The sequence below is a fragment of the Asticcacaulis excentricus genome (assembly GCF_003966695.1).
Taxonomy (GTDB): Bacteria; Pseudomonadota; Alphaproteobacteria; order Caulobacterales; family Caulobacteraceae; genus Asticcacaulis; species Asticcacaulis excentricus_A.
In genome coordinates this window covers 1,551,184-1,577,320 of sequence record NZ_AP018827.1, presented here as the reverse complement: position 1 = coordinate 1,577,320, position 26,137 = coordinate 1,551,184, and the positions used below count along the sequence as shown (strand labels likewise).

General features: G+C 63.6%; 21 protein-coding genes. 14 read left to right on the top strand and 7 right to left on the bottom strand.

Annotated features, from left to right (window positions below; genetic code table 11):
* Window positions 1–22 precede the first annotated feature (22 nt).
* The 5 genes from EM6_RS07320 to EM6_RS07300 are packed head-to-tail and all read left to right on the top strand — an operon-like array spanning window position 23 to window position 5,780.
* On the top strand, window positions 23–1,534 hold the full coding sequence (locus EM6_RS07320) for an aldehyde dehydrogenase family protein (protein ID WP_126421490.1): 1,512 nt from the start codon (window positions 23–25) through the stop codon (window positions 1,532–1,534).
* Window positions 1,527–2,696, top strand: a complete 1,170-nt coding sequence (locus EM6_RS07315) for an acyl-CoA dehydrogenase (protein WP_126421487.1) — start codon at window positions 1,527–1,529, stop codon at window positions 2,694–2,696. The genes EM6_RS07320 and EM6_RS07315 overlap by 8 nt, the downstream gene beginning before the upstream one ends.
* Window positions 2,696–3,052: a hypothetical protein gene (locus EM6_RS07310; RefSeq protein ID WP_126421485.1), complete on the top strand. Its 357-nt coding sequence runs from the start codon at window positions 2,696–2,698 to the stop codon at window positions 3,050–3,052. Before EM6_RS07315 ends, EM6_RS07310 begins: the two co-directional genes overlap by 1 nt.
* Window positions 3,049–4,149, top strand: coding sequence for a CaiB/BaiF CoA transferase family protein (locus tag EM6_RS07305; RefSeq protein ID WP_126421483.1), 1,101 nt, complete (start codon window positions 3,049–3,051; stop codon window positions 4,147–4,149). The genes EM6_RS07310 and EM6_RS07305 overlap by 4 nt, the downstream gene beginning before the upstream one ends.
* Entirely contained in the window at window positions 4,146–5,780 is a 1,635-nt protein-coding gene (locus EM6_RS07300) for a thiamine pyrophosphate-binding protein (protein WP_126421481.1), read from the top strand. The genes EM6_RS07305 and EM6_RS07300 overlap by 4 nt, the downstream gene beginning before the upstream one ends.
* On the opposite strand, the gene EM6_RS07295 is transcribed toward EM6_RS07300, so the two are convergent.
* Window positions 5,759–6,655, bottom strand: a complete 897-nt coding sequence (locus EM6_RS07295; RefSeq protein ID WP_126421478.1) for a LysR family transcriptional regulator — start codon at window positions 6,653–6,655, stop codon at window positions 5,759–5,761. The two genes, EM6_RS07300 and EM6_RS07295, sit on opposite strands and share 22 nt — an antisense overlap.
* Before the next feature lie 287 nt (window positions 6,656–6,942).
* On the opposite strand from EM6_RS07295, the gene EM6_RS07290 reads away from it, so the two are divergent.
* The 5 genes from EM6_RS07290 (at window position 6,943) to EM6_RS07270 (ending at window position 13,369) form a co-directional block, all read left to right on the top strand.
* Window positions 6,943–8,547, top strand: coding sequence for a carboxyl transferase domain-containing protein (locus tag EM6_RS07290; RefSeq protein ID WP_126421476.1), 1,605 nt, complete (start codon window positions 6,943–6,945; stop codon window positions 8,545–8,547).
* A 4-nt stretch (window positions 8,548–8,551) separates the two neighbouring features.
* Window positions 8,552–9,328 (top strand): enoyl-CoA hydratase/isomerase family protein, encoded by a 777-nt coding sequence (locus EM6_RS07285; RefSeq protein WP_126422950.1) that lies wholly within the window; start codon window positions 8,552–8,554, stop codon window positions 9,326–9,328.
* On the top strand, window positions 9,328–11,037 hold the full coding sequence (locus tag EM6_RS07280) for an acetyl/propionyl/methylcrotonyl-CoA carboxylase subunit alpha (RefSeq protein ID WP_126421474.1): 1,710 nt from the start codon (window positions 9,328–9,330) through the stop codon (window positions 11,035–11,037). Before EM6_RS07285 ends, EM6_RS07280 begins: the two co-directional genes overlap by 1 nt.
* A gap of 124 nt (window positions 11,038–11,161) precedes the next feature.
* Window positions 11,162–12,322 (top strand): isovaleryl-CoA dehydrogenase, encoded by a 1,161-nt coding sequence (locus EM6_RS07275; RefSeq protein WP_126421472.1) that lies wholly within the window; start codon window positions 11,162–11,164, stop codon window positions 12,320–12,322.
* A gap of 150 nt (window positions 12,323–12,472) precedes the next feature.
* Complete coding sequence (locus EM6_RS07270; protein WP_126421470.1) at window positions 12,473–13,369, top strand: hydroxymethylglutaryl-CoA lyase; 897 nt, start codon at window positions 12,473–12,475, stop codon at window positions 13,367–13,369.
* Here the strand turns inward: EM6_RS07270 and EM6_RS07265 are convergent, their stop codons facing one another.
* From EM6_RS07265 to EM6_RS07250, 4 genes are all read right to left on the bottom strand, one after another.
* Window positions 13,370–14,047, bottom strand: coding sequence for a CAP domain-containing protein (locus EM6_RS07265; RefSeq protein ID WP_172961158.1), 678 nt, complete (start codon window positions 14,045–14,047; stop codon window positions 13,370–13,372).
* A gap of 82 nt (window positions 14,048–14,129) precedes the next feature.
* Window positions 14,130–15,287: an enoyl-CoA hydratase/isomerase family protein gene (locus EM6_RS07260; RefSeq protein WP_126421465.1), complete on the bottom strand. Its 1,158-nt coding sequence runs from the start codon at window positions 15,285–15,287 to the stop codon at window positions 14,130–14,132.
* A gap of 185 nt (window positions 15,288–15,472) precedes the next feature.
* A complete protein-coding gene (locus tag EM6_RS07255) occupies window positions 15,473–16,510 on the bottom strand; it encodes a Leu/Phe/Val dehydrogenase (protein WP_126421463.1) in 1,038 nt (345 codons plus the stop codon).
* The gene (locus tag EM6_RS07250) at window positions 16,503–19,928 is read right to left on the bottom strand and encodes an indolepyruvate ferredoxin oxidoreductase family protein (protein ID WP_126421461.1); all 3,426 of its coding nucleotides are present in this window, start codon (window positions 19,926–19,928) and stop codon (window positions 16,503–16,505) included. The genes EM6_RS07255 and EM6_RS07250 overlap by 8 nt, the downstream gene beginning before the upstream one ends.
* 168 nt (window positions 19,929–20,096) lie before the next feature.
* Here EM6_RS07250 and EM6_RS07245 point away from each other — a divergent pair, with 168 nt between their 5' ends.
* Both EM6_RS07245 and EM6_RS07240 read left to right on the top strand, forming a co-directional pair.
* Window positions 20,097–20,576 (top strand): Lrp/AsnC family transcriptional regulator, encoded by a 480-nt coding sequence (locus EM6_RS07245; protein ID WP_126421459.1) that lies wholly within the window; start codon window positions 20,097–20,099, stop codon window positions 20,574–20,576.
* Window positions 20,577–20,674: 98 nt separating this feature from the next.
* On the top strand, window positions 20,675–22,015 hold the full coding sequence (locus tag EM6_RS07240) for a hypothetical protein (RefSeq protein ID WP_232037018.1): 1,341 nt from the start codon (window positions 20,675–20,677) through the stop codon (window positions 22,013–22,015).
* Between the two features lie 113 nt (window positions 22,016–22,128).
* On the opposite strand, the gene EM6_RS07235 is transcribed toward EM6_RS07240, so the two are convergent.
* Window positions 22,129–23,214 carry a DUF2336 domain-containing protein gene (locus EM6_RS07235; RefSeq protein WP_126421457.1) on the bottom strand — a complete coding sequence of 362 codons (1,086 nt, stop codon included), beginning with the start codon at window positions 23,212–23,214 and terminating at the stop codon, window positions 22,129–22,131.
* Window positions 23,215–23,223: 9 nt separating this feature from the next.
* A complete protein-coding gene (locus EM6_RS07230) occupies window positions 23,224–24,537 on the bottom strand; it encodes a hypothetical protein (protein ID WP_126421455.1) in 1,314 nt (437 codons plus the stop codon).
* 241 nt (window positions 24,538–24,778) lie between these two features.
* Between EM6_RS07230 and EM6_RS07225 the strand changes: the two genes are divergently transcribed.
* Together EM6_RS07225 and EM6_RS07220 are read left to right on the top strand one after the other, a co-directional pair.
* Window positions 24,779–25,357, top strand: a complete 579-nt coding sequence (locus tag EM6_RS07225) for a hypothetical protein (protein WP_126421453.1) — start codon at window positions 24,779–24,781, stop codon at window positions 25,355–25,357.
* A gap of 51 nt (window positions 25,358–25,408) precedes the next feature.
* Window positions 25,409–26,017: a DUF2846 domain-containing protein gene (locus tag EM6_RS07220; RefSeq protein WP_126421451.1), complete on the top strand. Its 609-nt coding sequence runs from the start codon at window positions 25,409–25,411 to the stop codon at window positions 26,015–26,017.
* Window positions 26,018–26,137 lie beyond the last annotated feature (120 nt).

Here is a 26,137-nt window from a genome sequence, read left to right as displayed (position 1 = left end):
GGCGGATGAAAAGGGAAGACAAATGAGCGCGGATACACGTATTTTGCTGGAGTCTCTGGGCGTCACCGGCGGCCATACGGGCGGGACCTTGAAGGTCCATTCGCCCAATACCGGCGAACGGATCGGGGAGGTGGTCGAAACCTCGGTTGATCAGGCGAAGGTGCGCATCGACGCCGCACATGAGGCGTTTCTCAAATGGCGTCTGATCCCGGCACCCAAGCGCGGCGAACTGGTGCGTCTGTTCGGCGAAGAATTGCGTGCCCACAAGGACGCTCTCGGCAGGCTGGTGTCGATCGAAGCGGGTAAGGTCACGTCCGAAGGCCTCGGCGAAGTGCAGGAGATGATCGACATTTGCGACTTCGCGGTCGGCCTGTCGCGGCAACTGTACGGCCTGACCATCGCCACCGAGCGCGCGGAACACCGCATGATGGAAACTTGGCATCCGCTGGGCGTGGTCGGCATCATTTCGGCCTTCAACTTCCCGGTCGCCGTGTGGGCGTGGAATGCCTGTCTGGCGCTCGTGTGCGGTGACGCCATTGTGTGGAAGCCGTCGGAAAAGACGCCGCTGACGGCGCTGGCCACCCATGCCCTGTTTGCGCGCGCCGTCGCCGCCTATAGGGCCGCCGGATACGACGTGCCCGAAGGCCTGTCGGCCCTGCTGATCGGCGGTAAAGAGATCGGCGAAGCGCTGGTCGAACATGAGAAGGTGCCGCTGGTCTCGGCCACCGGTTCGACCGCTATGGGGCGTGCGGTCGGGCCAAAGCTGGCCGCCCGTTTTGCGCGGGCCCTGCTGGAACTGGGGGGCAATAATGCCGCCATTATCGCGCCGTCGGCGGACCTCGATCTGGCTTTGCGCGGTGTGGCCTTTGCGGCTATGGGCACGGCGGGTCAGCGCTGCACGACGTTGCGCCGCCTGTTCGTGCACGAAAGCCTTTACGACACCTTCGTGCCGCGCCTGAAACAGGCCTATGCCTCGGTGAAGGTCGGTCATCCGCTGGAAGCGGGCACGCTGATCGGGCCGCTGATTGACGCGCAGGCCTTTGGTTTGTTTGAAAAGGCTCTGGACGAAGCCCGCAGTGTCGGCGGTCAGGTCACCGGCGGGGCGCGCGTCGATGTGAACGGTAAGGACAGCTATTATGTGCGGCCGGCCATTGTCGAAATGGACGCCCATGCGGGGCCGGTGCTGCGGGAAACCTTTGCGCCCATTCTGTATGTCATGAAGTATGGAAATATAGAAGACGCCATCGCGATGCAGAATGCCGTCGGCGCGGGTCTGTCGTCCTCGATCTTCACCAATGACATCCGCGAGGCCGAGCTGTTTGTCTCCGCCGCCGGGTCGGATTGCGGCATCGCCAATGTCAATATCGGGCCGTCGGGCGCGGAAATCGGCGGGGCGTTTGGCGGCGAAAAAGAAACCGGCGGCGGGCGTGAATCCGGATCGGATTCATGGAAAGCCTATATGCGCCGCGCCACCAACACCATCAACTATGGCCGCAGCCTGCCTCTGGCTCAGGGGGTGAAGTTCGATGTCTAAGTTCGATTGGTCCGATCCGTTTCTTCTCGACGCGCAACTGTCCGACGAGGAGCGCCTGATCCGCGACGCGGCGCACGACTACGCGCAGTCGCAGCTTCTGCCGCGCGTGCTGAAAGCCTATGCCGAGGAGCAGACCGACCCGGCCATTTTCCGCGAAATGGGTGAGCGCGGCTTGCTGGGCGCGACCCTGCCGGAAACCTATGGCGGGGCAGGGGCGTCGTATGTTGCCTATGGCCTGATCGCGCGCGAAGTCGAGCGAGTGGACTCGGGCTATCGGTCGATGATGAGCGTGCAATCCTCACTGGTCATGTATCCGATCCATGCCTATGGCTCGGAAGCGCAGAGGCAAAAATACCTGCCGAAACTGGCGTCGGGCGAATGGATCGGCTGCTTCGGCCTGACCGAGCCGGATGCCGGTTCCGACCCGGCGTCTATGCGCACGACGGCGCGCCAAACCGAGGGTGGCTATGTGCTCAATGGCAGCAAGATGTGGATTTCCAATTCGCCGATTGCCGATGTGTTCGTGGTGTGGGCCAAGCTTGAGGGCGTCATTCGCGGCTTCGTGCTGGATAAGGGGATGGCCGGCCTCAGTGCGCCCAAAATCCACGGAAAACTCAGTCTGCGCGCCTCCATTACCGGCGAGATCGTGATGGACAATGTCGAGGTCGGTGAAGACGCCCTGCTGCCCCATGTCGAGGGGCTGAAAGGGCCGTTCGGCTGTCTCAACCGGGCGCGCTATGGCATTAGCTGGGGCGTGATGGGGGCGGCCGAAGACTGCTGGCACCGCGCACGGCAATACGGCCTCGACCGGCAGCAGTTCGGGCGGCCTCTGGCGCAGACGCAACTGTTCCAGAAAAAGCTGGCCGACATGCAGACGGAGATCACGCTCGGGCTTCAGGCGTCTCTGCGCGTCGGGCAGTTGTTCGACGCCGGGCAGGTACAGCCGGAAATGATCAGCCTGATCAAGCGCAATAATTGCGGCAAGGCGCTCGATATTGCGCGCATGGCCCGCGACATGCACGGTGGTAATGGGATACACGAGGAATACCACGTCATGCGCCATGCCCAGAACCTGGAGACGGTCAATACCTATGAGGGCACGCACGATGTCCACGCCCTGATCCTCGGTCGCGCGCAGACGGGTTTACAGGCGTTTTTTTGATGGATGAAAGCCCGACTATATCTTTTGGCGATAACGTTCGAATTGCCTCAACACCCGAGACAATTAAGCTCGGCGTGGCTGGGAAAAATGGACAGGTTTATGGGATAACCACGCCTTCGGTCACTGGAATCGAAATGATTGGCCAATCTCCCAAAGACAACGCGGTCAATGTCTATTTTGAAGACGCATCAGAGGCATTGTGGTTTGCGCCGGAGTTGGTCGAGTTCGTCGACCATGGTGCTGGAACAGCCGTGGAGATTGCTGGCCAGAAATCTGTTCGCAACACAGACGGCAGTTGGTCCAATTCAACTGCCCAAAACACTTTTCTATCTCGGTTTTTAGGATTGTTCAGGTGAAACCCCTTGCCGGACTGAAAGTCCTCGAACTGGCGCGCATACTGGCCGGGCCGTGGGCCGGTCAGATTCTGGCCGATCTGGGGGCCACGGTCGTCAAGGTCGAACGCCCCGGCACGGGCGATGATACGCGCGGCTGGGGCCCGCCCTTTATCGGCGACGCGGCGGCCTATTTCCACGCCTGTAACCGTGGCAAAGCCTCGGTCGCCATCGACATCACCACACCCGAAGGTCAGGCGGCCATCCGGGATCTGGCGCGCGAGTCCGACGTGCTGATCGAGAATTTCAAGGTTGGCGGCCTGCGCCCCTACGGCCTCGATTACGACACCCTGAAAACCGTCAATCCGCGTCTGATCTATGTGTCGATTACCGGCTTCGGGCAGGACGGACCCTATGCGCAGCGCGCCGGCTATGACTACATCCTGCAGGGCATGTCGGGCCTGATGGACATTACCGGCGACCCGGATGGTGAGCCGCAAAAGGTAGGCGTGGCGGTGGTCGACCTGTTCACCGGCGTCTACACCTCAACCGCGGTGCTGGCGGCTTTGCGGCAGCGTGACGCGACGGGGCAGGGCTGTCATATCGACATGGCCCTGTTTGATGTGGCCACGGCCATGCTGGCCAATCAGGCGATGAACTATCTGGCGTCCGGTGTGTCGCCGACGCGGCTCGGCAATGCGCATCCGAACATTGCCCCCTATCAGGTCTTTGCGGTGAAGGACGGCCACGTCATCGTCGCGGTGGGCAATGACCATCAGTTTTTGCGCTTCTGCGAGGTGCTGGAAGCCGACTACGTCGCGCAAAACCCGGCCTATGCCACCAATGCCGGGCGTGTGGCGGCGCGGCATCAACTGGTGGCCGAACTGGAGCCGTTTTTGCGCAATATGACGCGCGCAGAGCTTCTGACGGCGCTGGAAGGTGCAGGCGTTCCGGCGGGCCCGATCAATCGCATCGAAGACGTGTTCAACGACCCGCAGATCGTGCATCGCGGCCTGCGGATCGAGATCGACGGCGTGCCGGGCGTCGCCTCGCCCATAGTGATCGACGGCGTGCGGATGACGGCAGAAACGCCGTCGCCGAAACGTGAGGACAAAGCATGAGAACCGGCGGACAGGTACTGGTCGATCAACTGACGCGCAATGGCGTGGAGCGCCTGACCTGCGTGCCGGGGGAGTCGTATCTGGCGGCGCTGGATGCGATGTATGATGCCGACATCGACGTGCTGATCTGCCGTCACGAAGGCGGGGCGGCGATGATGGCCGAAGCCTATGGCAAGCTCACCGGGCGACCCGGTATCTGCTTTGTGACGCGCGGCCCGGGGGCGACCAATGCGGCGCACGGCGTGCATATTGCGCAGCATGATTCCACGCCGATGATCCTGTTTGTGGGGCAGGTCGAACGCGCTTTTCTGGGCCGCGGCGCGTTTCAGGAGCTGAATTACGTGGCGGCCTTTGGCGGCATCGCCAAATGGGTGGTGGAAATTTCTGACCCTAAGCGCATCCCGGAAATTATCGCCCGCGCCTTTCGCGTGGCCATGCAGGGCCGCCCCGGTCCGGTGGTGATTTCGCTACCCGAAGACATCCTGACCGAGGGGGTCGAGGTCGCCGATGCGCCGCCGGTCGAGGCGGTGGAGGCCGCACCAACACGCGCGGATATGACGGCGTTTGCGCAAGCGATAAAGGTGGCGGAGCGTCCGCTGATGATCCTTGGCGGATCGCGCTGGACGGCCGAAGGCTGCGCGGCGGTGGCCGATTTTGCGGCGCGCTACGACATCCCCGTGGCGACCGAGTTTCGCCGGACGTCGCTGTTTCCGGCGCACCACCCCTGCTATGCGGGTGATCTCGGCTTCGGGCAGAATCCGGCCCTGTCGCAGCGGGTGAAGGCGGCCGATCTGCTGATCCTGCTGGGCGCGCGCATGGCCGAGGTGCCGTCGAATGGCTACACGCTGATCGGCGGGCAAAAGCTGGTGCACATCTTCCCGCAGGCCGAGGAAATCGGGCGGGTCTATGCGCCCGCTCTGGGGACCGTCAGCACGCCGGATCAGTTTGCCAGGGCCTTGTCGTGGATTGATGAAGCCCCATCGCCGCAGATCAGCAGGGGCGCGGCGGCGCATCAGGACTGGCTGAAATGGACGACCACGCCTTTGCCCATCCCCGGTGATTTTCAGTATGGCGAGGTGATGGTGTGGCTGCGCGAGCACCTGCCGCCGGAGACCATCATCACCAATGGGGCGGGCAATTACGCCATCTGGGTGCACCGCTACTGGCGGCACGAGCGGCCCTTTACGCAGGTGGCACCGACATCGGGCAGCGTCGGCTATTCGGTCCCGGCGGGCATCATGGCCAAGCGTCAATGCCCCGACGCGCCGGTCGTGACCTTTGCCGGCGACGGCTGCTTTCTGATGAACGGCAATGAATTCGCCACCGCTGTGCAGTACGATATCCCGCTGATCATCATCGTTATCGACAATGGCATGTGGGGCACGATCCGTATGCATCAGGCGCGCGAATATCCGTACCGCCCGATCGGGACGGAGTTGAAGAATCCGGACTTTGCCGCATACGCCAAGGCCTTTGGCGGGCATGGTGAAACCGTGCGCACCACGGCGGAGTTTGCTCCGGCCTTTGAACGGGCGCAGGCGTCCGGCAAACCGGCCATCCTGCACTGCCTGATCGACCCGCAGGCCATCACGCCCGCGAAAACGCTGGATCAGGTATCGCGCGGCGAGTGAGGCTTGGGAGAGGTAACAAGATAGCGCTCAAATGCGGCCCCCATGGCCGTCAGATGGTCCGGCAGGGCATGGCGCGGGCGGAACAGGGCCACGGTGCGGCTATGGGTAAAGCCGTGCAGCGTGGTGGTTACCACCCCTTGCGCCGCATGGCTTTGCGGCACCACGGTCGCGCCGATACCGGCGGCCACCATGCGCAGCGCCCGCTCGTCATTCGCCGTGCGATAGGCCAGAGGCGGGCGCACATTACGGTCGGTGAAATAGCGGCTGGTTTCGGACAGGACCTCGCAGCGCGAACGCACGATCATCGGCTGATCCGAGAGGTCTTCGCCGCGCACCTGCGCCGCCCCGGCCAAAGCATGGTCGGCGGGCAGGGCCAGCACATAGGGCTCGGTATAAAGCGGCACCGAGCTGTCGTCTTCGACGCGGCGGATCGACAGGGCGTAATCTATCCCCCGCTCGTCAAAGCGGTTTAAGATCTCCTGCTCGGTACCTTCGAACAGGTCGAAACGGCCGCCCATCTCTTCGGTCAGACCGGCGTCACGAAAGCCTTTGAGGAGCCCCGCCACCCAGGCCCCGGACAGGGTCTGCAACACACCAATTCGCAGGACACGCGCCTGTTCGGTTTGCGCCAGTTCGGCCAGCGCCACATTACATTCGTGCAGAATGGTCTTGGCGCGCGGCAAAAAGCGCGTCCCCGCCGTGGTCAGAAACACCCGCTTGTTGTTGCGGATAAACAGGGTGACGCCGAGCTGTTCCTCAAGGCGTTTGATCCCGGAGGAAAGCGACGGCTGGGTGATCAGGCAGGCTTCGGCGGCACGGGTAAAGGAGCCCGTTTCGACCACGGCCAGAAAATAGCGAAGAAGATAGGGTTCCATTCAATCTCCCTCCCTCCCCTGCGCAGCGGGGGAGATGTCGAGCCAGCGCAGCGCGGCGAGACGGAGGGGGCATGGGGCAAAACCCGCCCCCTCCACCGCTTCGCGGTCCCCCTCCCCCGCTGCGCAGGGGAGGAGTTTCATAGGCATCATCTATTCATTCTATTTTTATTATCAATTTTTCCAATGATCAAGCGCGGTGTAGATTTCCCTTTCAAAGCGATGTGCAAAAAAGTGTTTGCGGTTTTTTGCGAAAAACATCGCGACAAAACAAAAGTTTGAAACGTCCCATGCGCCTCACCAGCCAGATCGACACCAACAGCGCCGATTTCACCGCCAACAGCGCCCATATGCAGGGGCTGGTCGATGATCTGCGCGCCCTGACCGCGCGCATTGCCGAAGGCGGCTCAGACAGCGCGCGGCAAAAGCATGTGTCGCGCGGGAAACTGCTGCCGCGCCAACGGGTTGATGCTTTGCTCGATCCCGGTTCGCCGTTTCTGGAGCTGTCGGCTCTGGCGGCGCACGGCGTCTATGAGGACGTGGTGCCCGCCGCCGGGATCATCACCGGCATTGGGCGCATCGAGAACACCGAATGCGTGGTGGTGTGCAATGACGCGACGGTGAAGGGCGGCACCTACTATCCGCTGACGGTCAAAAAGCACCTGCGGGCGCAGGAGGTGGCGCAGATGAACCACCTGCCGTGCGTCTATCTCGTGGACTCCGGTGGGGCCAACCTGCCCAATCAGGACGAGGTCTTTCCGGACAAGGACGATTTCGGCCGCATCTTCTTCAATCAGGCGCAGATGTCGGCCAGAGGCATCCCGCAGATCGCCGTAGTGATGGGCTCGTGCACCGCCGGCGGGGCCTATGTGCCGGCCATGTCGGACGAAAGCATCATTGTGCGCCGTCAGGGGACCATTTTTCTGGGCGGCCCGCCGCTGGTCAAGGCGGCGACGGGCGAAGTCGTCTCAGCCGAAGATTTGGGCGGTGGCGATGTCCATGCGCGCGTGTCCGGCGTGGTCGATCATCTGGCCGCCAACGACGCCGAAGCGCTTGCGATGGCGCGCCGCATTGTGCGCAATCTCAACCGCACAAAACCGGCGTCGCTGAAGGTGCGCGACAGCATTGAACCGCTGTATGAGGCGCGCGAACTTTACGGCCTGATCCCGGTCGATAAGCGCATCCCCATTGATGTGCGCGAAATCATCGCGCGCCTCGTCGATGGCTCGGAATTTGATGAGTTCAAGGCACTGTACGGCGAAACCCTCGTCTGCGGGTTTGCGCACCTGTACGGCCATCCGGTCGGCATTGTCGCCAATAATGGCGTGCTGTTTTCCGAGAGCGCGCAAAAGGGCGCGCACTTCGTCGAACTGTGCTGCCAGCGCAATATTCCGCTGATTTTTCTGCAAAATATTACCGGCTTCATGGTGGGGCGCAAGTACGAAAACGAAGGTATTGCGCGGCATGGGGCCAAGATGGTGACGGCGGTAGCCTGCGCCAATGTGCCCAAACTAACCCTTGTTTTCGGTGGCTCCTACGGGGCAGGCAATTACGGCATGTGCGGGCGCGCCTTCGATCCGCGTTTCCTGTGGATGTGGCCCAATGCGCGCATCTCGGTCATGGGGGGCGAACAGGCGGCCAATGTGCTGGCCACCGTGCGCCGCGACGGTATCGAGGCGAAGGGCGGCACCTGGAGCGCCGAAGAGGAGGCCGCCTTCAAGGCCCCGCTGCTGGAGACCTATGAGGCGCAGGGCCATCCCTATTACGCCTCGGCGCGCCTGTGGGACGACGGCGTGATCGACCCAGCGGATACGCGCCGCGTGCTGGGGCTGGGCCTTTCGGCGGCGCTCAATGCGCCCATAGAGCCGACGCGATTCGGCGTGTTCAGGATGTAGGATGATGACCACACTGAAACTCGACATCGCCGCTAATGGCATAGCCCGCCTGACGCTCAACCGGCCCGACCGGCACAACGCCTTTGATGAGGCGATGATCGCTGACCTGACGCAGACCTTTACGACGCTGGGGGCCAATCCTGCCGTGCGCGTGGTGGTGCTCAATGGCGCGGGCGAAAGCTTCTGCGCCGGCGGCGACCTCCACTGGATGCAGCGCGCCGCGCAGAAGACCGAGGCCGAAAACGAAGCCGATGCGCTGGCGCTGGCGACCATGCTGCATACGATAAACGCCTGTCCGAAACCGGTGATCGGCCTGATCCACGGGGCGTGTTTTGGTGGTGGTGTGGGTCTGGCGGCGGCGTGCGATATGGTGGTGGCCGCCCCCGATGCGCGCTTCGGTCTGACCGAGGTGCGGCTGGGCCTGATCCCGGCGGCCATATCGCCATTTGTGGTGGGAAAGATCGGCGCGTCGGCGGCGCGGCGCTATGTCCTGACCGGGGAACGCTTCAGCGCCGAAGAGGCGCGCCGCATCGGCCTGGTCCATGAGGTGAAGGCCGGTCTCGATGCCGCCGCCGCGCCGCTGATCGACGGCCTGCTGGCCAGCGGGCCGGAGGCGGTGGCCGATGCCAAGGCGCTGATAAGTGACGTGTCGGGCCGCCCCGTCGATGACGACCTGCTGCGCCTGACGGCCCGCCGCATTGCGAAGCGCCGCGCCTCCGACGAAGGCCGCGAAGGCATCAGTGCGTTCCTTGAGAAGCGTAAACCGGGGTGGGTGAGATAATGTTCCGCAAACTCCTCATCGCCAATCGCGGCGAAATCGCCTGCCGCATCATCCGCACCTGTCAACGCCTCGGCATCCAGACCGTCGCCGTCTATTCCGAAGCCGATGCACAGGCCCTGTTTGTGCGTCAGGCCGATGAGGCGCACCTGATCGGCCCGGCCCCGGCGGCCCAAAGCTATCTGCGCGGCGACGTGATTATCGAGGTCGCCAAACGCACGGGGGCTGAGGCCATCCATCCGGGCTATGGCTTCCTGTCGGAAAACGCCGAATTCGCGGAGGCCTGCGCCGCCGCCGGGATCGTCTTTGTTGGCCCGACGCCTGAGGCCATCCGGGCCATGGCGCTGAAAGGCGCAGCCAAGGCGCTGATGGAAGAGGCGGGCGTGCCCGTCACCCCCGGCTATCATGGCGAGGCTCAGGACGAAGCCACCTTGCTAGAGGCCGCGCGTGAGATCGGCTTCCCGGTCCTGATCAAAGCCGTGGCCGGCGGCGGCGGCAAGGGGATGCGTCGCGTCGATAATGAGTCTGATTTTCCGGAACTCTTGAAATCTTGTCAGGGCGAAGGGCAAAGCGCCTTTGGCGATCCGCGCGTGCTGATCGAAAAATATATCGAGGTGCCGCGCCATATCGAGATCCAGTTGTTTGCCGACAGCCACGGCAACGCGCTCCACCTCTTTGAACGCGACTGTTCGCTGCAACGCCGCCACCAGAAGGTGATCGAAGAGGCCCCGGCCCCCGGCCTGCCCGACACCATGCGTCAGGCCATGGGCGAGGCGGCGGTGAAGGCCGCCAAGGCCATTGGCTATCGCGGTGCGGGCACGATCGAATTCATCGTCGATGTGTCCAAGGGGATCACGCAAGCGGCCTTCTACTTCATGGAGATGAACACCCGGCTTCAGGTCGAACACCCGGTGACCGAGGCGATTACGGGTCTTGATCTGGTCGAATGGCAGTTGCGCGTCGCCGCCGGTGAGGCCCTGCCGCTGACGCAGGCTCAGGTGCCGCTGAACGGCCACGCCATCGAAGCGCGTCTCTATGCCGAAGACCCCGAACACGACTTTATGCCGTCCACCGGCACGCTGAGCCGTCTCGTCTTTCCGTCCGGGGTGCGCGCCGATTCCGCCGTGGCGCAGGGCGATACGGTCAGCGTCTTTTATGACCCGATGATCAGCAAGCTGATCGTGCATGGTAAGGATCGGGCTGCGGCGTTAGACGCGCTTCGCACCGCCCTGATCCACACCCGCGCCGAAGGGCTGAGGACCAATCTGGCCTTCCTGCGACGCATCGCCTCTGACCCGGCCTTCCGCGCCGGGGAGATTGATACGGGCTTTATCGGCCGCCATGTCGAGCGCCTGACCGCGCCTTGGCCCGATTATGATTTGCCGACGGATACATCACCCTCGCCGTGGCACGATGCGACGGGGTTCCGCCTCAACCTGCCGCCTGCGTCGCCGGTCGATGTGCGGCATCTCACAAAGGCTTTGGACGAGGCGCATGAGGCCTCTGAGGTGGTCGCGCCCATGCCCGGACTGGTCGTCGCGGTGTACGTCACAGAGGGCGAAACGGTCGAGAAGAACCAGCCGCTGATCGTGCTGGAGGCCATGAAGATTCAACTGACGCTGAAGGCCCCGCGCGCCGGTGTGGTGACGGGCCTAAGCGCCACCACGGGCGAGCAGGTCATCGAAAAAGCGGTGCTGCTGAACGTGACGTAACCCCCTCACCCGGCGCTTTGCGCCACCCTCTCCCTCAAGGAGAGGCACGTTACAACAGCCTCTTTGCCCCCTCTCCCTTGAGGGAGAGGGATGGGGTGAGGGGGGAGAGCCACAGGAAACGACCATGACCGATTTTCCGCATCTGCAATTCGCCCACGGCGATGAAATCGACGCCCTGCGCGATACGGTGGCGAAGTTCGCCGCCGCCGAAATCGCGCCGCACGCCGCTGAGATCGACCGCACGGATCAATTTCCCATGCCGCTGTGGCGCAAGATGGGGGCGCTGGGCATTCTGGGCCTTACCGCGCCAGACATGTATGGCGGGGCGGAGATGGGCTATCTGGCCCATACGATTGCTATGGAAGAAATCAGCCGCGCCTCGGCCTCGGTCGGCCTGTCTTACGGCGCGCATTCCAACCTCTGCGTCAATCAGATCGTGCGCAACGGCAACGAGGCGCAAAAGGCGCGCTACCTGCCACGCCTGATCAATGGCGAACACGTCGGCGCCCTCGCCATGTCGGAACCGGGGGCGGGCTCAGACGTCATGTCGATGAAGCTCCGGGCCGAAAAGCGCGGCGACCGCTACGTGCTCAACGGCTCGAAAATGTGGATCACCAACGGCCCGGACGCCGATGTGCTGGTCGTCTATGCACGCACCGGCGAAGGCTCAAAGGGCGTCACCGCCTTCCTGATCGAAAAGGATTTCGCCGGCTTTTCGGTGGCGCAAAAGCTCGACAAGCTGGGGATGCGCGGCTCGCATACGGGTGAGCTGGTCTTTGCCGACTGCGAGGTGCCGGAAGAGAATGTGTTAAGCCATGAAGGGCGCGGCGCGGCGGTGCTGATGTCGGGTCTCGATTACGAGCGCGTGGTGCTGTCCGGTGGGCCTTTGGGGATCATGCGCGCCTGCCTCGACGTGGTCATCCCCTATGTGCATGAACGTCAGCAGTTCGGCGCGCCGATTGGCACCTTTCAACTGATGCAGGGCAAGATTGCCGACATGTACGCCACCTGGGGGGCCTGCCGCGCCTATGTCTATGCCGTGGCGGCCGCCTGCGACCGGGGCGAGACCACGCGCAAAGACGCCGCCGCCTGCATCCTCTATGCGGCGGAAAAGGCGACGTGGATGGCGGGGGAAGCGATCCAGTGTCTGGGCGGCAATGGCTATGTCAATGAGTACCCGACCGGGCGGCTGTGGCGCGACGCCAAGCTGTACGAAATCGGTGCGGGCACCAGCGAAATCCGGCGTATGCTGATCGGACGCGAACTGTTCGAGGAAACGAAGTGATGCAGGAAGAAAGCCTCCCCCCTGATTTGGCTACGCCGAACTGGCGTTTCAGGGGGATACCGGCAAAGCCGGAGGGGGGTTAAGCGGTGCCATTAACCCCACCCGTCGCTACGCGCCACCCTCCCCTGAAATCAGGGGAGGCACTTTGTCATGACCCGCCCCAGCCACGTCACCCTTTACGAAGTCGGCCCGCGCGACGGCCTTCAGGCCGAGGCGCAGCTCGTCCCCACCGCGACCAAGATCGCCCTGATCGACCGCCTGTCGCAAACGGGTCTGCGCTTTATCGAAGCGAGCAGTTTCGTCTCGCCGAAATGGGTGCCGCAGATGGCCGATGCCGCTGAGGTCATGGCCGGGATCACCCGTGCGCCCCACCTGACCTATCCGGTGCTGACGCCCAATCTCAAAGGCTATGAGGCCGCACGGACGGCCGGGGCGCAAAGCGTCGCTGTTTTTGCGGCGGCGTCCGAAACCTTCAGCCAGAAAAACATCAATGCCAGCATCGCCGAAAGCCTTGCGCGCTTCGCCCCGGTCGCCGCCCGCGCGCGCGAAGACGGCGTGCGCTTACGTGGCTATGTCTCCTGCGCCATCGCCTGTCCCTATGAAGGCCCGATTGCTCCGGACGCCGTGGCCGAGGTGACACAAAGACTGATCGAGATGGGCTGCTATGAGGTGTCACTGGGCGACACCATCGGGCGCGGCACGCCGGGCGATACGCAGCGCCTTCTGGACGTCGTGTTAAGGCGCGTCGAAGCGGCGAAGCTGGCCGTGCATTTCCACGATACCTGGGGGCAGGCTCTGGCCAATATTCTGGTGTCGCTCGACTATGGGATCGCCACGATCGATGCCTCGGTCGGGGGTCTGGGCGGTTGTCCCTATGCGCCGGGCGCGTCGGGGAATGTCGCTACCGAAGACGTGCTTTACATGCTCAAGGGCTTGGGCATAGAGACGGGTGTCGATCTAGATAAGGTGATCGACACGGCATGGTTTATCTCCGATGCGCTGGGCCGGCCGCCACGTTCCAAGGCCGCCGTGGCCCGCGGCCGCTGATCAGTTCCCGGCCACCTTCATGTGACGACCAAAGACCTGCGTCCAGTAGAAGTAGTAGGGGACCTGCGCCCGTCCCACCGGCTGATCCTGCGTGTCGTGGACATAGCCGACGCCCATCTCCTCATAGCCGCAATTGAGGATGTTAGCACGGTGGCCGGGGCTGGTCATCCATTCCTCAAACACGCGATCAGCCGTCTTTTGACCCGCCGCGACATTTTCCCCCAGAAGCGTATACACATAGCCGGTGGCGTGCACCCGGTCCTTTAACTTTATACCGTCGTCCGTATAGTGATAGACGTAGTTTTTCTCAGACATGGAAACGCTCTGGCGCTGCGCTGCCTGCATCAACTGATCACTGAGGCGCAAGGGACCGCAGCCGTTTTCGGCCCGCACCTGATTGACCCGTTCGAGCAGGATGGCCGCCTGATGCTGCATGTCTTCGCTGATGACAAAGCGGGGCGCATCCGGCACCAGCGCCGCGCTGAGGTCGGGCGCCTTGACCACCGTATTGACGTGGCGATAAGTCATGCCGGTGGTCCCGGCCTGTGGCGAAGGTGGTGTCAGGAGGGCGTCAACCGCCGCTTCGGCTGTGGCATCCAGCCGCTGAATCTTCTCGTCCGCCGCGCTGGCACCGGCATACAGCACCCATACCAGAACGGATAAAACCACTGCCCGCATAGCCATCCCCGACTTAGGCTTAAGGCGGACATGGTGTGGCCTCAGATGTAAAGTTTCCGGTAAGAAACAGGCTTAAGCGGCGTTAGTCATAAAGCTCACGCGACAGGGGCGCAAACAGGGCTTCGACGCTGTGGGCGCTGACGCCGCCGATGGATTGCGGCAGCCAGTGCGGCGAGTGGTCCTTGTCGTCCAGCACGGCGCGCACGCCCTCAAGGAAGTCGTGGCTCTGGCAGAGGCGCGAAGCGATGCGGAACTCCATCTGCATCACCTGCTCAAACGTCTCCAGACGGCGGCCTTCGCGTAGATGGCGCAACGTCACGCTCATCGAGAAGGGCGAGCGGGTGGCCAGCACCTCACCCTGATGCTGCGCCCAGTCGGAGTCCTCCAGCTTCAGCGCAATGGCGATGTCGGCCAGACGGCTCTTGCCGAAGATGCGGTTGATGGCCTCCAGATGCTCCTGATAGGAGGGCTCACCGACGGGGCGGTCATAGCGGTACAGAATATTGTCGATGAATTCATTTGGTCGCGCCATTGACTCCGAAAACCGGTTCCCACTTTTCGGATGGCGCTCCGGGCCCGCCAGCAGTTCCGCCTTCAATGCGGGCAGGTCAGAGGCCGCCACATGGTGCGTGCTGATCCCCGCCGCGCGCACATCGGCCCCTTTCAGCCGCTCACCGGTCAGGGCCAGCCACGTACCGATCTCGGAATAGTTTTGCGCGCCCTCGTCTGCGAAAACCGCTTCACACGTTTCGGCGGGCGCGCCCATCCGCGGCAAAAACCACCCCCCGCCGACATCCGGGAACAGGCCGATGCCGGTTTCAGGCATGGCAAACAGGGTGTTTTCGGTCGAAACGCGATGCGAGCCATGCACGCTGATGCCCACGCCGCCGCCCATGGTCACACCGTCGATCAGGGCGACAAAGGGCTTGGGGAAGCGTTTGATCAGGGTGTTGAGACGGTATTCGGTGCGGAAGAAGTCGCGCGCCGCTTCGCCGTCGCCACGCCCTGAGCGGGCGGCTGCCCGCACATCGCCCCCGGCGCAAAAAGCGCGTCCGTTGTGGTCCAGAACGACATAGCGCACGCGCTCATCCGTGGCCCATTGGCTCAGCGTCTGCGCCATGTCGCGGCACATGGCGGTGGTCAGGGCATTGAGCGCCTGAGGCCGGTTGAGCGTCAGCCGCCCGACCCCGTTTTCCACCTGAGCCAGAACGGGTTTTTCCTCAACACCGAGCGCGTCCATAGGCCTTCCTTTCGCGTTTTCCTGTGCGTTTTGCTGCACCTCATTGGGTGCAGCATTTTTTGAAAGATAACCACGGAATCAGCCGATTGGGAACTGTATAAAAACGCCTCCCCTGATTTCAGGGGAGGCGTTTGAATGATGACTCCATTAAAAGGCATACCGATCTACGGTAGGCGCTTTGGGCGTTACCCCCGCACCATTTTCGCTCTGGCCAGCGTGTCGGCCACGTCGCCCGTCAGGCGCTTTTCGCTCTGGGCGCGGGCAAAAATATCAGCCAGACGCGGGCCGATGGCGTCGATCTGCGCGTCGATACCGGCGCGATCAACACCGCCATTATATTCCGCCGACACGGCAATAATGCCGCCGGCATTGATCACATAGTCCGGTGCATAGAGGATGCCGCGACGCGCCAGAACCGCGCCCACTTCCGGCACTGACAACTGGTTATTGGCGGCCCCGGCGACCACGGCAGCGGTCATGCGTTCGGCTACGTCAGGGGTGATAATGGCCCCCAGCGCGCAGGGGGCAATCACATCGGCGTCGCTCAGGAGGATGTCCGTCACATGGCTCATTTCCGCGCCGAAGCGTTCGACCATTTCGACCACGCGCGCGGTATGAATATCCGCCACGATCAGCTTCGCGCCGCGTGCGTGCAGTTCCTGACACAGATAGCCGCCGACATGACCCAGCCCCTGCACCGCGACGCGCACGCCTTCCAAGCTGTCGCGCCCCAGACGCGCCTTGACCGCCGCTTCGATGCCGATGGCCACGCCGCGCGCCGTGAAGGGCGATGGGTCACCGCCCACCGAACCCTCTGTGGCCAGACCGGAGACGTACGTCGTCTGACGCGCCACGACCATCATGTCCGACACGCCAACACCGACGTCTTCGGCGGTGATATATTGCCCGCCCAGCGCTTCGACGGCGCGACCAAAGGCGGTGAAAATCCGTTCGCGGTTTTCCGGCGCGACCGGGCCCATGATGACCGCCTTGCCGCCGCCGAAGGGCAGCTCCGCCATGGCATTCTTGTAGCTCATGCCGCGCGACAGGCGCAGCGCATCGGTACGCGCCGCCGCCGCGTCGTCATAGGTCCACAGACGACAGCCGCCCGCCGCCGGTCCCCGCGCCGTCGAATGGACCGCGATGATGGCGCGCAGGCCGGTTTCCGGATCGTTGACATCGACGACCTTTTCGTGCGCGTCATATGAAGGCGTATCAAACATGGGCGGGTTCCTTTTGTGAGAGGGGGTGAGAGACGGGTTTCACCGCCTCGATTTGCGTCAGAAGCGCGACCTTGCGCGCCTCGGCGGCTGCGACCGAAGCGGCCTTGACGTGGCCAAAACCACGGATGTCTTCGGGCAGGCGGGCCAGCGCCACAATGGGCTCCAGCGTTTGCGGAGAGAGCTTCGCCACCAGCTCCGGGATCAGGCGCAGATAGTCGTCGCGCAGGCGGCGTTCCATGCGGCGCTCCTCGGTATGGCCGAACGGATCGAAGAGGCTGCCGCGCAAGCCTTTCAGCCCTTTCAGCACACCAAAGGCGGTGAAGACCCAGCCGCCGAACTTCATCTTGCGCGGTTCACCGGTCAGCGGGTCCTTACGCGCCAGAAGCGGCGGGGCGAGGTAAACTGCCAATTTTCTGGCATTATCGAATTGATTATCGAGGCGCTGACGGAAGGCCGGATCGCTGTACAGGCGCGCCACCTCGTATTCATCCTTATAGGCCATCAGCTTAAAGGCATTGCGCGCCACGGCCTCCAGCAGGGCGGGTGATCCGGCCTTGCGCGCCGTCTCGACCACCGCGTGATACTGCGCCGCGTAAGAAGCGTCCTGATAGGCGGTCAGGTCGGCGATCCGCCGTGTGATAAAGGTTTCGACATCGAACGGTGCTTCGGCCTTCGGGGGGGCGATGCGGCCGAGATAAAGCGCGCGCCCTAGCGCAAAGGCCTTATGGTTATTGGCTTTTTCAGCCCCGTTGAGGTCGATGGCGCGCTCGATCGCCTGACGGCTCAGCGGCACGGCCCCGGCCTGCCAGGCGGCCCCCAAAAGGATCATATGGCCATAGACAGCATCCCCCAGCAGACGCCGCGCCACGCCCCCGGCATCCAGCGGCTCACAGCGCTTCGACGCCTTGCGCAAGCGTCCCATGAGGCCGCCCTTATCGAACACCACGTCGCGGTTCAGCGTAAAGGCCGCTGTCGAGGTCAGGGCCGAATTGACGAAGCTCAGGGTGCGGTCCGGGCTGACCAGAGGCAGGGCCGTCTTACCCGTAGCCTGCACCATGTCGGCGGCCAGCAGCACATCGGCTTCTCCGGCGCTGATGCGCGGCGCAGGCAAACGCTGGCCTTGCGCCACGATACGCACATGGGCATCGACGCCGCCGCCGCGTTGCGCCAGACCCGTCTGATCGGCCACCGACACTTCGCAGCCGTCGATATGCGCCGCCATCCCCAGCATGGCCGACAGGGAGGTGACGCCCAGACCGCCAATCCCGGCCAGCAGGATATTGACCGGGCGCGCCGTAGCGGGCGGCGGCGTCAGCTCGGGCAGATCGGCGATCAGCGGCGTGAGGTCGGGCGCAGCCGCTTTTTTCAGCGCCACCCCTTCGACCGCCACGAAGGACGGGCAGAAGCCTTTGACGCAGGCCGTGTCGATATTGCACGCCGACTGGTCGATTTCGCGCTTACGCCCCAGCTCGGTTTCCAGCGGGTTGATGGCGACGCAGTTCGACTTGGCCTGACAATCGCCGCAGCCTTCGCACACCGCCGGATTGATGAAGATACGGGCGGCGGGCTTGGGGGCCGTGCCGCGTTTGCGACGGCGGCGCAGTTCGGTGGCGCAGGCCTGATCATAGATCAGCACTGACACCCCTTTGTGCGTGCGCAGATCGGTCTGCACGGCCTCCAGATCGTCGCGGTGGGCATAGGTGGTGCCCGATGGCATTTCCCCTTCCCAGCGCTCCGGATCATTGGAGACCAGCGCGATGCGCTCCACCCCTTCGGCGCGCACCTGCTGCGCCACCTTGACGGGGGTCAGTTGCCCATCGACCGACTGCCCGCCGGTCATGGCCACCACGTCGTTATAGAGGATCTTGTAGGTGATATTGACCCCGGCGGCGATGGCCTGACGGATGGCCAAAAGCCCCGAATGGAAGTAGGTGCCGTCGCCCAGATTGGTGAAGACATGGCCTTCGTCGGTAAAGGGCGCCTGCCCCATCCAGGTCACGCCTTCGCCGCCCATATGGGTGCAGATATCGGTGCGTCGCGGCATGAAGGTCGCCATGTAGTGACAGCCGATCCCGGCCAGACCGCGCGAGCCTTCGGGCACCACGGTCGATCCATTGTGCGGGCATCCGGCGCAAAAAAACGGCGCGCGGATATGGTCGGGTTTGAGCGCGTCCTTGGTCGTCAGGCGGAGGCGGAAGCCTTCGGCGCGCTCATGCCGCTGAGCATTACGCGCGGCTTCCGGCAGAAGGTCGTACAGCGCCAGCGCCACCTGAAGCGTATCAAGCTCAAGCACGTCGGAGATCAGCGGCTCACCGCTTAAGCCCCGTTTGCCGAGGATCAGCGGGCGACGACCATCCGGCAGGGCATAAAGCGCCGAACGCAGTTGCGGCTCGATCACCTCGCGCCGTTCCTCGACCACCAGCAGCTTTTCAAGGCCACCGGCAAAGGCACGCGCGCCCTGCGCATCCAGCGGCCAGACCATGCCGACCTTCCACACGCTGAGGCCGATGTCGCGCGCTTCGGCCTCGGTGATGCCCAGCAGGTCGAGCGCCTCCATCACCTGCGTGAAGGCTTTACCGGCCGTGGCGATACCGATGCGCGGGCGCGCCTGGGGCCAGACCACCGTGTCAAAACCATTGAGCCGCGCAAAGGCCGAAGCCGCGGGCAGGCGGTAATGACGGTGACGCGCTTCCTTTTCGGCGGGGGTGTCCTTGGCCCGGATGTGCAGACCATCGGTGGGCAGGTCGATCACCGGGTCGCGCGTGTCGAAACGGTCGCTGAGATCGACGGCGGCCGAAGCGTCCATCAGGTCGGAAATCGTCTTCAGCGCCACCCAACCGCCGTAGAATCGGGACAGGGCAAGGCCCTTGACGCCGTATTCCAACACCTCGGCGATGGTGGCGGGGCTCAAGACCGGGATTTCGGCGTCGATAAAGGCCAGTTCCGACTGATTGGGCAGGGTCGAGGATTTGCACGCATGGTCGTCGCCGACCACGGCCAGCACACCGCCCAGCGGCGTCGTCCCGGCCATATTGGCGTGTTTAAGCACGTCGCCTGAGCGGTCCACGCCCGGCCCCTTGCCGTACCAGATGCCGAAGACGCCGTCGTAACGCGCACCTTCGAACAAAGGCACGTGCTGCGTGCCCCACACGGCGGTGGCCCCCAGGTCTTCGTTGATGGCCGGCTGCACCACGATGTTCAGCGGATCGAGCAGGGATTTGGCCTGTTGTAGCTGCTGATCGTAATTGCCAAGCGGTGAACCACGATAGCCGGAAATAAAGCCCGCTGTGTTGAGGCCCGCCCGCCGGTCGCGCCGCGCGATCATCAGCGGCAACCGCACCAGCGCCTGAACCCCGCTCATAAAGGCGCGGCCCTCTTCGAGGACGTACTTGTCGCTTAAGGAAACCTGATCGCGCATTTAATCATCCCTGCTAGGCAATCCGTCTATCGCGGAATTTTTTTGCAGGATGACACGAAATCAGGAGAATGAATTTTCGAATTTCGTGCTATTGAGGGCATAGACAAAATGACATTCCGTTGCGGCGCTTTGCCGCAGAATGGGATGCCTGCTACAGATGGAATGCCCATGTCACGCAGTTCTGAAGGCCGTGGCCTTGACGATACCGACCGCAAAATCCTGCGATTGCTGCGCAGCAATTGTCGCCTGACGACGCAGGAAATCGCCGATCAGGTGGGCCTGTCGCCCACCCCCTGCTGGTCGCGCATCAAGCGGATGGAAGAAAATGGCGTCATCACCGGCTATGTCGCCCTGCTCGATCCGGAACAGGTCGGTAAGCCCGATACGGTGATCGTCGAAATCAATATCGAGTCGCACGACGATGAGCGCATCGAAGCCTTTTCACGCTATGTGCTGAACCTGCCCGAAGTGACCGACGCCTATCTGACGACGGGCGAATACGACTATGTGCTGATCGCCGCCGTCGATGGCACAGAGGGCTATGAGCAGTTCCTGCGCAAGAAGCTGCTGAAATTCCCCGGCATCCGCCACACGCGCTCGACCTTCTGCCTGCGCCGCCTGAAACGCGAACCGTCTCCGTCGGTTTAGGGTCTGTGGCGGCAACACAGTTGCAAGACAGCCCATAGGCAAGGGCCGGACGTTCCGTTCTGGGACGATTGGGTGACCCGCGCCGCAGGGTAGTTTTCATGTTTGAATTTGGCCGTGAACTGAGGCGCATCATGGGGCAGGGCGGGCGGTATGAGCCCGATGTGAGCCTCTATGAGCTGATGACGTTGGAACTGCTGATCACGCAGGGGCGCGGCCTGGATGTTGAAGGCGGGCGTGTTTCGACGCGCAGCCGTTTTGAGCCCTATCTCGAATCGGCACTGGTGTGGCGCGAATACGCGCGACGCACCGGCGACACGCTGGCGCTCAGCAAGGCCACCACGGCGGCGGAGTCGGCGGGCAAGGCCGCCAAGACCCTCAGCGAGGCCGCCAGTGCGGCGCTGGTGCAGGCGGAAATCTGCCTGCTGGGCTATGATTTGTTTGAAACGGCGGAGTTGCTGGTTTCGGCGGAAACGCTGGTGGCCACCGGGCGCGGTGCCATTGGCGGTGATGCGCCCTTGCTGGCGGCCTTTACCCTGACCGAAGGGCGGCTGGCGGCGCGTCTGGCCGTGCGGCACGGCATTGGCGAAGACCTTGAACCGGCGCTGGTGGCCATGGCCCATATCGACCGCGCCATCGAACGTTTCGACGCGCTGGTGCGCCAGACCAAGGCCGCCAAGGACAAGATCAGCGCCGCCGATGCGCGGCTGGAACGCGCGGATCTTTTGATGCTGGTCGGGCTTGATCGTCACGACAGCCGGCTGATGACGGCGGTGATCAACGATCTGACAGCGCTTCTGGCGCGGCTTGATGCCGACTATGAGCCGGTGACCTTTGTGCGCGTGACGCAGCGTCTGGCGCTGGCCCACGTCTGGGCGGGGCAGATCGACGGACAGCCGCAGATGATCAACGAAGGCATCGCGCTTCTGACGCCGCCCGAAGAGGTGGTGACCTATGAACACACGCCGCTCGACTGGGTGGCGCAGACGCATTTCCGCGCTCTGGCGCTACAGGCCCTGTCGGAGCTGATTCAGGAGGACGGGCTGGCGGAACAGGCGGTGGCAGCCTTCGATCTGGCTCTGTCGAAGGCGCTGGCCAAACCCCTGTCGATCCGGGCGCAGATCGTCAATAACCGCGCCGCCTGTCTGGCGCGCCAGGCCGAGCTGAAGGGCGATCTCCTGTCGCTCGAAGACGCCGAAGCGGCGTTCAAGGCGGAGCTGCGTCAGGTCAAGCCGGGCGAAGACCCGGTCGGCTGGGCCATCCTTCAGACCAATCTGGGGCGTCTCTATGTGGCACGCGGTGACATTACCGGCTTTATGCTGGATCGCGCCGAAGCCGCCTATGCGCTGGAGGCCGCGCACGAGATTTTCGTGGAACACGGTCTGAAGTCGCTGGCCGAAACGGCGCTGGAAAACCTGAATCGGGTTCGGGAGCAGGCGTAGGGCTTAGGATCGCACGGTAAAGCGGTTTCCCACGATTTCACCCCCACCACCGCATCTCAGCTTCGCTTCGTGCGGTCCCCCTCCCCAACAAGTTGGGGAGGTATAATCGGCCATTAAGCCGCGTGGCCTTCGGCGCGGCGCATCCGCCAGAAGCGGATGGTGCGCAGCGCCGTATCGCGCGGCAGTTGCTCATAGAGCTTGCCGTATTCGGCGGCCTTGCCCATGGCATTGTCCTGCGCGGCCAGCATGATCATGGCATAGGTCAGGAACAGCGACTTTTCGAGATTCGCGGCCTTACAGGCGATAGCCAGCGCGTCCAGTTCGCGCTTATCCACCACGTGCTTCGCCGTCAGGAAGTCGATATCGGCCATGATGGCCAGCGCACAGAGGAACCAGGTCGGGTTCGGATCGCGCATATAGCGGGCCAGCAGGGCGGGGGTCAGTTTCTGATTATTATAGAGGGTTTCCACCTCGGCCATGATCTTTTCATAGTCGGGCGGGAACGAGCCGTGGGCAATGGCCACCGTATTGCGCGACTTCGACAGGGCCTGTTCGAGAACCGCCGGATCGACGCGGGCGTTTTCCTGCATGATGCGTTCGCGCAGGCGGGCTTCGACGACAAAATACATGTCGTTCATCAGGTCGATAGGGAAGTCCTTGCGGTTGACGATGGCGTCGTGCAGGGCCGGGCTGGTCTGGGCGCGCTGAACGACCACTTCGTTGGTGGCGCGCGACAGGCGGGCCCCGTCGTTGCGCAAAAGCGTGTTGACCGTGGTGTCGTCACCGCGATCGACGATGACGCCCGACACCGATTCCGGCACCTCTTCGCGGCGTGAGACGGCGCGCAGGTGGTCCTGACCCTTGGTCGAAACGACGTGGATCAGGTCGCTTTCGGTCAGGGCTTTTGAGCGGACCAGAATGGCTTCGGCGACCTCGATATCGTCGGAGGCCAGACGGCGCAGCAGACCCAGCGGGGCGACCTTGGCTTCGGCCAGCTTGCGCGCGATTTCGGCGCGCACGACCATTTCCATTTCGGACGATAACTGGCTCATCACCTCGTCATAGAGGGCCATCTCAGGCCCTTCGACCTGTTCCGGGTGGGCCATGAAGACGGTGGTCACCTGACGCAGCAGTTCGCGGCGCTTCTCCGAAGAGGGTTCCTTGGCCAGATCAATCAGGTGTTTCAGGGGCGAGGACATGGGCGAGCCTTAAAGCGTCTTGTCTTTGGCGGGGGGCGTATTGGTTTTTTGCGCGCTGCTGGTCCCTTCGGACGCCTTGTCCGGAGCGGGAGTCTGCACGGCACCGGGATCGAGCGCCAGATCGCCGCCCGTATGCGGGGCCGGATCGGGCTCATAGCCATAGGCGCGGTGCAGCGAATAGAAGCGCGGGGCCTGCGACGCCGTGGTGGCGCGGCTGCCCGGCACGAAGGGGGTGTAGGGCTCGGCCGATTCCTGCTCAGCGGCCTGCGCCAGAGGGGCGGTGGCGGCCGGAGCGGTGGCGGTTTTGACGTCCGCCGGCTTGGCTTCGGCGGTTTTGGTGTCTGTGGTTTTCGCCCCAGCCTTTGGCGCGGAAGCCTTTGCTGCGGGCGTCTTGGCTGCCGGAGTCTGGGCGGTTGCGGCCGGTTTGGCCTCAGCGGTGGTTTGCGGGGCGGTTTGGGCCGGGGCATCCGGCTTTTGCGCTACGGGCGCGGCGGCCTGTGCGGGGAGCGCCGGGCGGCCCTCCAACTCCGGAGACACGCGACCGGCATATTTGCTGTTGGCCGGCAGACGGTAGCCGCTGTCGGGACGCGGCTGGGGCTGAGCTTGCGGCTGAACCTGAACCGGAAGCTGGGGTTTCGGCTCGGCCTGCGCCTGAACCGGTGGGGTCGGGACCGGCGGAGTCGGGGCCGGTTTCACCGTGGCCACCGGCGCGGTTTCGCGCGCGATAGTTTCGGCGCTGACGACGGGCGGCTTGGGCTGCGGCAGGGGCAGCGGATTGGCGACGCGCGCCGGAATGGTTTCGGGCGTCCGGGGTGTCGGCAGCGGTGCGGCTTCGACCTTTTGAGGGGCGGGCTGAGCCGGGGGCGCGACCGGTGCAGGCGCGGCGCGGCGCGGCGCGTCAAAGCGCGTTTGCGGCACGGGCGTCCAGTTGGAGGCCAGCTCGGTCTTCGGGGCGGTTTGCGGGGCCGTCTGAGGCGCGGCGGCCTGCGCGGTGACCGGGGCGGTCTTACCGCGCCAGTTCAGTTCGTGGCGATAGGGGTTGCCGACCTGCCCATAGGGCGACGGCGGGATGTCAAAGCCCGGCTGACCCGTGGCGGCATTGGGCAGGGCGTGTTGCAGCGGCGTAGCGGGGGCGGTTTCCGGTGCGGCGGGCGGTGTCGATTCTTGCGGCGCGCGCTTGCCGGGCCAGTCGAGATACGGGCGTGCCTGAGCCTGAGCTTGAGCCTGCGCCAGGGCGGGCGCGTGGACGCTCAGGCTCAAAAGGGCCACGCCCACAAGAGCCTGAGACGGGGCAGACAGACGGGTTCGACGGGTGCGGGTCATCAGGCGCGCGGGTTCCGGTAAGGTTGCAACGGGCTTAACCTAAGCTCCGCCGCTTAATATTGCCCTAATGGAACGCCGATATTGCCGGCCTTTAGGTATAATAGTGCTTTACGACGCGGCTCTGCAGCCGCAGCGCGCAGCGACGTGCTACGGAAAACGATTTGCAGGTGCCCGATAGTCTGTTAAAACGAGTGCGGGGTGCCGGAGACGGCGAAAGACGACCGGGGGAGACTTTATTCAGATGCCTAAAATCCTGACAGCGGCTGTTCTGGCGGCGCTAACCGCGCTTATGCCTGTGACCGTGTGGGCGCAATCCACCGAAACCCCGCCGTCCGAAACGACGGCTGCCCCGGTGGCTGAGCCCGTGGCGGCCCCGGCTGCGGCGGTCGTGCCAAATGGCACGCCGATCGTGGTTGAAATCACCGAGCTGGTCTCCACACGCACCGCCACGGTCGGCGACATGTTCCCGCTCAAGCTGGCAGAACCGGTTCTGTTGAATGGCGCCGTGGTCATACCCGAAGGCACGCCCGGTAAAGGGCAGGTGGTTGATACGGGTAAGCCCGGCATGGGGGGGAAGCCCGGCAAGCTGGTGCTGGCCGCCCGTTATCTCGAATTCGAAGGCCGTCAGATTCCTATCCGCGCGCTCAAGCTGGGGCTGGGGGCTAAGGATAATTCGGGGGCGGCCGTGGCGACCACAATCGCCGTGGGCGTGTTCGGTCTGGCGGTGACTGGCGGCCATATGGAGGCCCTGCCCGGTACGCGGGCCTCGGCCAAGCTGGCGGCCGATTTCACGCCCGCTACACCGCCTGCCTCACAATAGGCATGGCGAGGTCCTACACTTTTTCAAAAGCCACAAATGGGGGTTACTTTTATGAAAAACATCAACGCGAAAACGGTCATGGCGCTTTGCCTGAGCCTGACCCTGATGGGCACCAGCGTCTGGGCCCAGACCACTGAGCCGCAAACGGCGTCCTCTTCGTCTTCGTCTTCGTCTTCGTCTTCGTCGTCTTCGTCTTCGTCTTCGTCTTCGTCTTCGTCCGAGGCCTCGTCGTCTTCCGCCTCGTCGAGTGCGTCGTCTTCGGCGTCTGCAACGGCCGCCCCGGGCGAGGCGGTGGCCAAGCTGAACCCCGTCGATCCGGTGCCGGAAGGCAAGGGTCAGATCGTCTTCTTCCGTCCCTCGCGCTTTGTCGGCGCGGCCGTCAGCTTTTCGGTGCGTGAAGGCGATACGGGCATCGGCAAGCTGACCAACGGCACCTATTTTGTGCATGTCGCCGAACCGGGCACGCACGAATACAATATCTCCTTCGAAACGCGCGATACGCTGCGTCTCGAAGTGGAAGCCGGTGAGACCTATTACGTCATCCAATCCATCGCCATGGGCGTGATCGGCGCGCGTCCAAACCTGACCCCTTCGACCGAAGAGGCGTTTCAGGAAAAGAAGCTGAAGGTCACCAAGGCCAAGGCGACGGATCGCAAGTAGGGCGAGCTTGAAGTTTGATTTGAGTGGGACGGTCGGTTTGACCGTCTCGCTTTTTTTAGAAACAGTTCCTCAAAGTTCCGGCTGATTGTGTTGCGCCGAAAATAATTGGGTCTGTTTCAG

What these genes read in the sequence shown, in the direction of transcription:
- EM6_RS07235 (WP_126421457.1), bottom strand. Translation starts at nt 23,214, where the DNA reads ATGTCCTCGCCCCTGAAACACCTGATTGATCTGGCCAAGGAACCCTCT.
- EM6_RS07220 (WP_126421451.1), top strand. Translation starts at nt 25,409, where the DNA reads ATGAAAAACATCAACGCGAAAACGGTCATGGCGCTTTGCCTGAGCCTG.
- EM6_RS07300 (WP_126421481.1), top strand. Translation starts at nt 4,146, where the DNA reads ATGAGAACCGGCGGACAGGTACTGGTCGATCAACTGACGCGCAATGGC.
- EM6_RS07295 (WP_126421478.1), bottom strand. Translation starts at nt 6,655, where the DNA reads ATGGAACCCTATCTTCTTCGCTATTTTCTGGCCGTGGTCGAAACGGGC.
- EM6_RS07320 (WP_126421490.1), top strand. Translation starts at nt 23, where the DNA reads ATGAGCGCGGATACACGTATTTTGCTGGAGTCTCTGGGCGTCACCGGC.
- EM6_RS07315 (WP_126421487.1), top strand. Translation starts at nt 1,527, where the DNA reads ATGTCTAAGTTCGATTGGTCCGATCCGTTTCTTCTCGACGCGCAACTG.
- EM6_RS07270 (WP_126421470.1), top strand. Translation starts at nt 12,473, where the DNA reads ATGACCCGCCCCAGCCACGTCACCCTTTACGAAGTCGGCCCGCGCGAC.
- EM6_RS07260 (WP_126421465.1), bottom strand. Translation starts at nt 15,287, where the DNA reads ATGGACGCGCTCGGTGTTGAGGAAAAACCCGTTCTGGCTCAGGTGGAA.
- EM6_RS07275 (WP_126421472.1), top strand. Translation starts at nt 11,162, where the DNA reads ATGACCGATTTTCCGCATCTGCAATTCGCCCACGGCGATGAAATCGAC.
- EM6_RS07230 (WP_126421455.1), bottom strand. Translation starts at nt 24,537, where the DNA reads ATGACCCGCACCCGTCGAACCCGTCTGTCTGCCCCGTCTCAGGCTCTT.
- EM6_RS07240 (WP_232037018.1), top strand. Translation starts at nt 20,675, where the DNA reads ATGTTTGAATTTGGCCGTGAACTGAGGCGCATCATGGGGCAGGGCGGG.
- EM6_RS07280 (WP_126421474.1), top strand. Translation starts at nt 9,328, where the DNA reads ATGTTCCGCAAACTCCTCATCGCCAATCGCGGCGAAATCGCCTGCCGC.
- EM6_RS07285 (WP_126422950.1), top strand. Translation starts at nt 8,552, where the DNA reads ATGACCACACTGAAACTCGACATCGCCGCTAATGGCATAGCCCGCCTG.
- EM6_RS07265 (WP_172961158.1), bottom strand. Translation starts at nt 14,047, where the DNA reads ATGCGGGCAGTGGTTTTATCCGTTCTGGTATGGGTGCTGTATGCCGGT.
- EM6_RS07255 (WP_126421463.1), bottom strand. Translation starts at nt 16,510, where the DNA reads ATGTTTGATACGCCTTCATATGACGCGCACGAAAAGGTCGTCGATGTC.
- EM6_RS07225 (WP_126421453.1), top strand. Translation starts at nt 24,779, where the DNA reads ATGCCTAAAATCCTGACAGCGGCTGTTCTGGCGGCGCTAACCGCGCTT.
- EM6_RS07310 (WP_126421485.1), top strand. Translation starts at nt 2,696, where the DNA reads ATGGATGAAAGCCCGACTATATCTTTTGGCGATAACGTTCGAATTGCC.
- EM6_RS07290 (WP_126421476.1), top strand. Translation starts at nt 6,943, where the DNA reads ATGCGCCTCACCAGCCAGATCGACACCAACAGCGCCGATTTCACCGCC.
- EM6_RS07245 (WP_126421459.1), top strand. Translation starts at nt 20,097, where the DNA reads ATGTCACGCAGTTCTGAAGGCCGTGGCCTTGACGATACCGACCGCAAA.
- EM6_RS07250 (WP_126421461.1), bottom strand. Translation starts at nt 19,928, where the DNA reads ATGCGCGATCAGGTTTCCTTAAGCGACAAGTACGTCCTCGAAGAGGGC.